At 37.6% G+C, this 9,800-nt stretch carries 6 protein-coding genes, 1 tRNA gene and 1 pseudogene; 3 read left to right on the top strand and 5 right to left on the bottom strand.

Going from position 1 to position 9,800, the window contains the following annotated elements; all coding sequences use genetic code 11:
• The 3 genes and pseudogenes from BSCG_RS01040 to BSCG_RS01050 all read right to left on the bottom strand — a co-directional run.
• The coding region (locus tag BSCG_RS01040; RefSeq protein ID WP_008777502.1) for an MFS transporter at positions 1-949 on the bottom strand (949 nt) is incomplete at its 3' end.
• A gap of 5 nt (positions 950-954) precedes the next feature.
• A pseudogene (locus BSCG_RS01045) lies at positions 955-2,053 on the bottom strand (DUF4434 domain-containing protein).
• 44 nt (positions 2,054-2,097) lie between these two features.
• The gene (locus BSCG_RS01050; RefSeq protein WP_008777500.1) at positions 2,098-3,972 is read right to left on the bottom strand and encodes an FAD-dependent oxidoreductase; all 1,875 of its coding nucleotides are present in this window, start codon (positions 3,970-3,972) and stop codon (positions 2,098-2,100) included.
• A 334-nt stretch (positions 3,973-4,306) separates the two neighbouring features.
• Here BSCG_RS01050 and BSCG_RS01055 point away from each other — a divergent pair, with 334 nt between their 5' ends.
• Complete coding sequence (locus BSCG_RS01055; RefSeq protein ID WP_004307234.1) at positions 4,307-5,515, top strand: ROK family transcriptional regulator; 1,209 nt, start codon at positions 4,307-4,309, stop codon at positions 5,513-5,515.
• Positions 5,516-5,736: 221 nt separating this feature from the next.
• Here BSCG_RS01055 and BSCG_RS01060 read toward each other — a convergent pair.
• Positions 5,737-5,809: transfer RNA gene (locus tag BSCG_RS01060), tRNA-Thr, on the bottom strand.
• 108 nt (positions 5,810-5,917) lie between these two features.
• Positions 5,918-7,957, bottom strand: coding sequence for a DUF3352 domain-containing protein (locus BSCG_RS01065; RefSeq protein WP_008777499.1), 2,040 nt, complete (start codon positions 7,955-7,957; stop codon positions 5,918-5,920).
• A 104-nt stretch (positions 7,958-8,061) separates the two neighbouring features.
• On the opposite strand from BSCG_RS01065, the gene BSCG_RS01070 reads away from it, so the two are divergent.
• Both BSCG_RS01070 and BSCG_RS01075 read left to right on the top strand, forming a co-directional pair.
• Entirely contained in the window at positions 8,062-8,643 is a 582-nt protein-coding gene (locus tag BSCG_RS01070; RefSeq protein ID WP_008777498.1) for an epoxyqueuosine reductase QueH, read from the top strand.
• A 27-nt stretch (positions 8,644-8,670) separates the two neighbouring features.
• The gene (locus tag BSCG_RS01075; RefSeq protein WP_008777497.1) at positions 8,671-9,549 is read left to right on the top strand and encodes a DNA/RNA non-specific endonuclease; all 879 of its coding nucleotides are present in this window, start codon (positions 8,671-8,673) and stop codon (positions 9,547-9,549) included.
• Positions 9,550-9,800: the final 251 nt, after the last annotated feature.

Raw genomic sequence — 9,800 nt, 5'->3', positions numbered from 1 at the left:
TGGTGGTCAAAGTATTGACTAGTCCTACCAGAACTTGGTAAAAAAGAGAATCGCCACCTGAAAGTCCTGCATTTTCAAAAATAGAAGGGCCGTAATAAAGCACTGCATTCACTCCCATAAATTGCCCTAAAATGGCAATACAAACACCGATAATAACAGCTTTGAAGATTCCAGGCTTCATTAATAACGACCATTCCGATCTCGTTTCAGAGGTCAGTACAGATTTCGTTTCTTTTAATTGACTTTTCGCTTCTGTAATTGAATTATATATTTTTTCTAATATATCTACAGCCTTCGATTCCTTTCCACGCACGATTAACCAGCGAGGACTTTCCGGAATAAAGAATATGATTATGAAGAATAAGATTGCTGGCAATGTTTCCATCCCCAACATACCTCTCCATACTTCAGTTATAAATACTTTATTCAACCAATCCACACTCAATTGCGTACCACTCTCCGCCCATGCCAATAATTGATAGTTAACTAAATAAGCTCCTAAGAAACCGACTGTTACAGCCAACTGATACAATGACACTAGGCGTCCTCTATACTGTGCCACGGCTACTTCAGATATATAAAGAGGAGAAACAATGGAAACAACCCCTATCCCTACTCCACCTATTATCCGATAGATCACCAATTGAGTAAAATCGGCAGATAGTGCACAACCCAAAGCTGATGTAGAGAACAATACGGCTGAAATAACCATCGTAAGTTTTCTTCCTAACTTATCACTTAGGATTCCTGCAAAAAGAACACCTACAATAGAGCCTACTAAAGCACATCCTACATACCATCCCTGTTGTAACGTATCTAACTGAAATAGTTGAGTCACCTGGGCAATTGTTCCCGATATAACTGCGGTATCATATCCGAACAAAAAGCCTCCCAATGCTGCCACAACAGAAAGGAATATAAGATAACCAAAATTGATTGTAGACTTCATAACATTTATTTTATTTCAAAATATTCTTTATATCTGTCATATAAATGACCAGCTTGCAAATAGGCTGACTGTGGACTCATAAAATGAGAAAATTCAAAAGTAATAGCCTTATCATATCCGGCACGTTTGGCAGCTTCCAGTTTCAGCCGAAGTTTATCAAACTTAATGGGTAGAAAACGAATAGGCATATCACGGTCAAAAGATTCGGCATTTGTCCAACATTGCATACCATACTTATCTGCTAATTTTTTATTGACAGAAAAGAATGCATCCAATTCATCATAATCAATATGACCATCTTGAAATGCACATGCATCTACCACATCATGAATTCCATCAAAAATTTCATCCCATTCTTTTTCGTGTTGTTGTACAGAAACGGCATCTTCTTTAGTCATTTTCGTCGTTCCCATTATTGCTTTCTTTCCATCAATCCAAGGCGATATAAAAGTCGGCAATCCATTAGATATATCCTTACATTGTTTTCCTAATGTATGGAAAGCACCAATCGCACCTTTCGTTGCCCGACTTATTTCACCACTGATATACCATCCTCCAAAACTTTTATACTTGGAACCATAATTTTCCCAGACCTCATCAATCACATATTTGTTATCTTCCACCTCCCAAGTCATATCTCCTGTGTCCCAGTATTTGCCCGAATCGTATAGTCCAAAATAGAATTTCATTCCGTACTTTTCAGCCAAACGCAAAAACATATCTACCAAATCAACAGAAGGCATATAACACCCCTTCTTCAGCAGATAAGGAGAAGGAAAAGTTACAAATTTACGATAACCCGAACGGATCATTATTACCGTATCAATTCCTATATTTTTCATATGCTGAAAATCCATGTCCCATTCTTTCTCACCCCAGTTTTGATGTGGAATATCATGTGAAATCTCATCCAAAAAAGTTCCGGTGATTTTTAATCCATTGTTTTTAGGAACAATGAGTTTACTTTCCAAACCATCAGCTACCACTACTGTACTGGCACTAGCCTTTGAAGTACAAGATTCAAACAAAGTTGGTACAGCCAAAGCTGATGCACCAGCTAATGTCGCTTTTTTTTAGAAAATCTCTTCGATCTAATGTTTTCATATTAGTTTAATTAAAACAGCAGTTAACACTTATATTATCATTACCTATTGAATATACTGTCCTGTAATATCTACTTTTTTATTATTGAAAGGATCTAATATCTGATCAATCAAAATTGCCATTTCACTTCGTAGAATATCTCGATCCATATCAAAATTCTTCAAATCAAATTCATTCCATATCTCTTCTACTCTACCCTCCTTTATTTCGATACCTTCTTTTTCGGCAATCTCTCCTATCATCTCTGTAGCTTTCTGAATTGATATGGTGTTATTACCTTCAATAACTTGCTTATTGACAAAGGGATAGACATCACCTAATCCTTCCAGTTCATTCGCCAATAACAAAGTATCTGCTCTGAACCACATTTGATTAGCCCAATCGACACTTTTACCTATACCCTTCAAAATTCCTGTAGAACCTACACGTTGCAACGATTTAAACATCGGATGATCTATTGCAACATCTAAATAAGGCAATAAATATCCTTTCGCATCCAATATTGCATTTTGCACTTCACGAACAGACACCTCGCTAATACTCTTATTTTCTTTCACTGCAAGGGCTGCCAATGCTCCCGCTGCTTGTCCGATCTGCATAACCATCGGTTGCAAACGAGTGGTACCATTAATTATATTAGAAACAGATATTGATTTTTCAGCAACGATCAATCCTTTAACATCTTTTGGAATCAAAGTTCCTAAAGGCAAACCGTATGAAGGTACCGGATGAAAATAAAGATTAGGCAATTCTTCATATCCATGATAACGGGTATGATGATGATCCACAGGATAATTTCCTACAGCAATACAAGTACGATAAAGAGGTTGGGACTGTTTGAACGGTTCACAAACATGATTTAGATTAAAGCGCACTAATCCATGGATTCTCCTAGACTCTCTATGATAAGGAATAAAGGGTAATTTGTCAGCAGTAGGATATTCATCGTCAGCTAAGCCCAATGTATTAAAACCTAATTCATGTTGAAGAAAATAGACGAAACACATCGTATAATGTTTTGCATATTTCAGAGCTTCTTCACGTTCCTCACGGGTCATTTCGACCAAGTTTACATAATAATCATTGCCTTCTATCGGCCAATTAATCATGTATTTATTATTAGGAAGTTTTCCATAAGTTATCATCATTTCCTTAGACCATACACGATCCGGTTCTTTAGGCGTGATACAAACAGGACTGGCACAAGCACAAGCAAATTCATCCTTATTATATCCTTCAGGACAAGGAATAGTCACATCTTTGCCATAATCTTTTAAAATTGCTACATATGTAATATCCTGAACTATATTATTTTTCTCTTCCGGAGCAATATCTTCCTTTGTATCATGACGGCTTTCCATACCGATATCATACTTCACACCGCACATTTTTGCTATATCCCCTAACTCGGTACCATCAATCAATATTTTAGCACTTACTTTTTTAATCGTATGATCTTGCATCTGAATTTGAGCAATCCAAACATCTTTCTCTCTTTCCAGCTTTACCAAGGTAGCATTATGCCATACTTTTAGATTTTTCTCCGCGTCAACCATTTCATGGAAAATTTTATTTCCGACTGAAGGTTCAAACAACACTGCACTCACCCAACCGGTTTTTAGAGAATCAAGTCCACCATAATAATCTGCCAAATGTTCGCGAAACTCACCAAACAAACCTGCCGGTAAATCATAGTTTCCGTCAACAGCACTTACACCTGCAGATGTAAGCATTCCACCCAGCCATTCTGTTTCTTCTACTATCAATGTTGCAGCCCCCATTCGAGCAGACTGAATACCAGCAGTCACTCCACTGGCACCTCCACCAATAATTAGCACATCAACAGAATCATCCGAATGAGAGCATGCTGTAAAACACAAAGCAAATAATAAACACAGACCTAAAAAATAGTTTCTCATACTAAATTCATTTAAGGATATAGAGTTTTATTAATAATATCACGGCACAAATATAGCTATATTTATTAAATAAACAATAGATAATAAAATATTTTATTAATAAAATCATTATTTCTTGCATTATTAATTAATAGAAGGGGGAATTACCTCACAAATCGTCTTCTTTCATTTATTATATCCACAATCATCCATAGCTACATTATCCTATATATAAATCCATTACATAGTATATAGGAAATATAACATTCAAGATATTCTAATTTTCAAGGCTTCAAAACCACGTATTAATAAAAAAATTAATTATCTTTGTGTGAATTACCAAATATGCATAGTTATGAACCAACAATTCTTGAAAGAAATAGAAAAGGGCTCTAAAAGTGCTCTCGTCAAAAAGAGGATTATTACACATTATATATATAATGGAAGTTCCACAATTCCCGATCTTTCAAAAGAGCTGGATTTAAGTGTACCAACCGTCACCAAATTTATCGGTGAAATGTGTGATGACGGATATATTAATGATTATGGCAAATTGGAGACTAGTGGCGGACGCCATCCCAACCTCTATGGGCTTAATCCGGAATCCGGTTACTTTTTGGGTGTAGACATCAAAAGATTCGCCGTCAATATCGGACTGATAAATTTCAAAGGTGATATGGTAGAATTAAAAATGAATATACCTTATAAGTTTGAGAACTCAATCGAAGGGATGAATGAGTTATGCAAGCATATTCTTAATTTTATAAAAAAGCTCACTATTAATAAAGAAAAGATCTTAAATATTAATGTAAATGTGTCGGGACGTGTAAATCCTGAATCAGGGTATAGCTTCAGTCAATTCAATTTTGAGGAAAGGCCGTTGGCGGATGTATTATCCGAAAAATTGGGATATAAAGTAACCATTGATAATGACACGCGTGCCATGACTTATGGCGAATACATGCAAGGCTGCGTGAAAGGAGAAAAGGATATCATTTTTGTAAATGTAAGCTGGGGAGTAGGTATCGGAATTATTATTGATGGTAAGATTTATACCGGAAAATCCGGATTCTCCGGTGAATTTGGACACATGAGTGCTTATGATAATGAGATAATCTGCCATTGCGGAAAAAAAGGTTGCTTGGAGACGGAAGCTTCCGGATCGGCACTTCATCGTATCTTATTAGAGCGTATTCAAAGTGGGGAAAGTTCCATTCTATCTACACGAATCGCCACAGAGGAAAATCCGATCACTCTTGATGAGATCATTGCCGCTGTGAATAAAGAAGACCTGCTTTGCATTGAAATTGTAGAAGAAATCGGGCAGAAACTGGGCAAACAGATTGCCGGGCTAATCAATATCTTCAACCCGGAACTGGTCATTATAGGTGGAACTTTATCTTTAACTGGCGATTATATCACCCAGCCCATAAAAACAGCCGTACGCAAGTACTCTCTAAATCTGGTTAATAAAGATTCAGCCATCATCACATCTAAGCTGAAAGACAAAGCCGGCATCGTTGGCGCTTGTATGCTCGCACGCAGCAGAATGTTTGAAAGCTAGTTTTATCTTCTACGCTGGGAGAAAAAGTTATCTATAAAGCGAACGATATAGACTACGGCTACTCCGGCAACCACTAAAACAATAATACGACTCAACATAGATTACATTTTTATATTTCACATCTATTACATACGCAGGATTTCCCTTTTAAAATAAGAATAGGGAATCCTGTAAAAATTAGAACGCTGATTATTAATTAATAATCAGCGTTCTAATTTGAGAGCCGCTAGCCAGACTTGAACTGGCGACCTACGCGTTACGAATGCGTTGCTCTACCAACTGAGCTATAGCGGCGTTTGTCTCTCGTTTACGGCGTGCAAAATTACAGCTTTATTTGAGAAAACAAAAAGAATCCGATTATTTTTTGAGCATAATTTTTAAATCAACTTTTGTTGACGTAATCTAGAACTTTTCTTTGCGTTCAAATTTCCCGTCCTCGGTATAGTACTTCCATGTACCCTTCGGTTTATTATTTGCATACTTTCCACGAAGCTTCAATGTCCCATCTTCATAATATTCACGGTAACGACCGTGACGTTTTCCTTCCTTTACTTCCACTTCACTCTTCAACGCTCCCTCCGGATAAAACTCCCTCAAAACGTTTCCTTCAAACTTTTCGACATAGAAACGCTTCAATTCGCTCATCTGTTCTTTTTCAGTTTCAGCATCTTCGTTCATTTCCTCATCATCTTCATCGGTAGCAATGGCAACAACCTCCTCCGGTTGATATGGACTGTAATCCATCACATATTGCAAAGAAGCTGACCGTCCATCTCCTATAACCTGCATAGTCCAGTAAGGAAACGAATACAGAATATCTTTATTGGATTGTATTTCATTCCATGTGGCAGGATTCATCATAGGTTTCAGTTGGGAATAAAACTTGTGCACATCCGTATATAAGAAAATGGTAGAACTTGACTTTAAATAGGAAAGCGCATTTTCAAATCCCGGATTATTTTTCAATAAATTCTTCTGCTCGTAATCTTCCACAAAAGAGAGCAAAGATGCAGCCTTATTACTAAAAACTACATAATCATCGACATAAGTATAATATGGCTTTTCAAATTTATCAAATAGTTTTCCAAAGAACAGGCGGAAAAAGCCTTTCATTTCGACGTAATTAATCTCGAAATCTTTATAATTGACCGTCTTTATCTTAACCGGACTGCGCCGCTTAATCTTCTTTTCTATTAATTCCATGTTCTTACGGGCATCTTTTATACTTTTAGCTCTGATAGCCAGAATTAGTTCTGGGTCATGCCCCAACAACCCCGGTTCGGATTGCGTAATAGCAAATTCTCCCGACATCCAACTCAAAAAGTTTTCTTCCAAAGATATCCCGAATAACCCTTCAATCTTTTTCCGGGAACTTTGATAAGAATCATACAATTGTTTATTATGAACCGACATCGCATTCTCCAGCTCTTTTACAAAAGTTACCGGGTTGTTGAAACCTATATTGGTATAAAGAGCCGTCCGCCCGGACAGAATCTCATGCGCTTTCATTTTATGTTTTCCCGAATTCAATAAAGCAGTGACATAAGGATCGGCAGAATCTTTTCTCAACGTATACCCTTTCACTTCCATCCGCTCCTTATCCGTATTTAGGTAAAGTCCGGCAAAATTCATAGAATTGCTAAACAGATCAATGTATTCGTTTCTTGCCCCCAGATAAATAGACATGAATTGAGGTACGCGCGCATAATTAATAAAGACTCTGACAAGCCCCTTGCCGGAAACCAACTTCTCCGTTTCAATAAAAGACTGGTCGAGTCCGATTTTGGGTTTATTACGCGAATCAATAGCCGATTCGACAAGCCCGGACGTATAAGATCCTACCAAATGATTATCCACAAAAGCAATATAGAAAATATCCCTTGTTTCAGAATCACGCATTTCAAGGATATTAATGCCGTTATGCATCCGGTTGGTGACAGTAAAGCCACTCATGACCAATACGGTTTCCACCTGATCTTTCAATAAATCCATTTTCGATGTTTTCTGCATATCCAGAATCAGCAGAAAATCCCACTTTGTGGCACGGGTCTTGTGAAGCGAAATAAGCATATCCCGTTCACCAACAAGCGACAACAACACTTTATTGCTTTTGACTACTGAATCGAGCTTCTCTACACTCTCCGTTACTTCCTCGAAAGATTTCGCTTTCTTCAGACATTGCCATGTTTCACTTCCACTAAACTTTTCCCAATCTTCAATCGGGGCCGATGATTGAATGATAAACGCAGCATCTTCGGGAACCAGATAGATTTGCTGAATATTACGATCAGGCGAAACAAATAAATAAACTACGGAATATACAACATATACCGCCAAAGCTAATGCAGCCACAACTAAAGTTCTCTTTACAATTTTCGAGGTACTTTTTTTCTTCTCCGGGCCTGCATATTGCTCTTCTTGCCCGCAATTTAATTCATTCATTATTGTTCTGTTATAAACTTGAGTGGACAAAGATACTAAAAAAACTATTCTGAATAAAACATAAACCATTGACTCGTATCGTAAATATGTACTAACTTTACAGCATGAAAAAGAAATTCCAACTCGAAGTTCCGGGAGGAGCCGATAAAGTCTTGCTTCATACTTGTTGTGCTCCTTGTTCATCAGCCATTATTGAATGTATGATGCAACATCATATCACCCCCGTTATTTATTATTGCAATCCTAATATTTATCCGCAGGAAGAGTATATGATAAGAAAAGAAGAATGTACGCGCTATGCCCAATCATTGGGATTGGAGATCATAGATGCTGATTACGATCATGAAAACTGGCGATGTCACATAATAGGAATGGAGCAGGAACCTGAAAGAGGAGGACGTTGCCTGCGTTGTTTTAAACTGCGTTTATTGGAGACAGCCCGTTACGCACACGAACATGGTTTCTCTGTAATTACCACGACACTTGCCTCCAGCCGTTGGAAAAGTCTGGAGCAGATCAATGAAGCCGGACAATATGCTACCGCCTCTTACCCGGATGTTACGTACTGGGAACAGAATTGGCGGAAAGGGGGACTTAGCGAGCGACGTATTGCCATCATTAAAGAATACAACTTTTACAACCAACAATATTGCGGTTGCGAATTCAGCATGAGAAAAGAAGAATAAAACAAACCTGTCATCACCAGCCAATCAATGAATCGAAATAAAAAAGGTAAAAACAGAAAACTATTCAAAAAGAAATCACACTCTAATAATAGATTAGGATGTATCATCGCCATTATTGTGCTCATTCCTATTCTTTTTGGTGTTTATTTGTATTGCCAGCAGATTAATATCCAGAAAAATAACGAACCACAAACTGATACTTCCTTTCAAATTCCACCCGGCAAAGATCTGGAGACACCTGTATCACTAGTTCCCCGGCAAGAACAAATCATCCGGCATAGCGGATATACGGTATCATACAACAAAGATTTAAAAATCCCCAACTGGGTTTCTTACGAATTAACCAGGGAAGAAACCAAAGGAAAAGAAAAAAGAGGTAATCGCTTTATTGCCGATCCATTAGTGACAGGACCGATTGCAACGAATGCCGACTATACCCGTTCAGGATATGACAAAGGTCATATGGCTCCCGCCGCAGATATGAAATGGAGTCCTGAAGCCATGAAAGAATCATTTTATTTCAGCAATATGTGTCCGCAACATCCACAACTAAACAGAAGAGGATGGAAAAATCTGGAAGAAAAGATCCGGGATTGGGCTATAGCAGACAGTGCCATCATTATTATATGTGGACCTATTATTGAAAAATATCCCAAAACAATCGGAAAGAATAAAGTCGTAGTCCCTCAAAAGTTTTTTAAAGTAGTCCTTTCTCCTTTTGTCAAGCCGATGCGAGCTATCGGTTTCTTATTTAATAATGAGCAGGCAGTAGAACCTCTATCATCCTATGCAGTAACAATAGATAGCATCGAGAACCTGACTAACATGGATTTCTTCGCACCTCTGCCCGATGAGATAGAAAACAAAATAGAAGCAGATATTAATTACTCCCTGTGGCCTAATTAAGTAGCAAAACTCGTTTCTCTGAAATGAATTCATTTCCTTGTGCCAATGGCATTCTAGTTACAAACAGACTCGCACTTCAATAAAAGGGAGTTGTTGTATTACTCTCAAGGTTTCCCATTGTAACGTCAAGAGATTGTCTTATTCCCACATATTGTGGGAAAGTATTCCCTTATTTTATGAGAAAACATTCCCATATATTGCGGGAAAATAGTCCCACAATATATGGGAATAATGGAACTACTCTGGAAACA

Origin of the sequence: Bacteroides sp. 2_2_4 (genome assembly GCF_000157055.1) — a bacterium.
Lineage (GTDB): Bacteria > Bacteroidota > Bacteroidia > Bacteroidales > Bacteroidaceae > Bacteroides > Bacteroides ovatus.
The sequence above is the reverse complement of the archived record's forward strand: the minus strand, read 5'-3'. Positions and strand labels throughout refer to the sequence as shown.

Bases quoted from the DNA above. Each gene is read 5' to 3' on its own strand.
- BSCG_RS01050 (WP_008777500.1), bottom strand. From the start codon at position 3,972: ATGAGAAACTATTTTTTAGGTCTGTGTTTATTATTTGCTTTGTGTTTT.
- BSCG_RS01055 (WP_004307234.1), top strand. From the start codon at position 4,307: ATGAACCAACAATTCTTGAAAGAAATAGAAAAGGGCTCTAAAAGTGCT.
- BSCG_RS01065 (WP_008777499.1), bottom strand. From the start codon at position 7,957: ATGAATGAATTAAATTGCGGGCAAGAAGAGCAATATGCAGGCCCGGAG.
- BSCG_RS01070 (WP_008777498.1), top strand. From the start codon at position 8,062: ATGAAAAAGAAATTCCAACTCGAAGTTCCGGGAGGAGCCGATAAAGTC.
- BSCG_RS01075 (WP_008777497.1), top strand. From the start codon at position 8,671: ATGAATCGAAATAAAAAAGGTAAAAACAGAAAACTATTCAAAAAGAAA.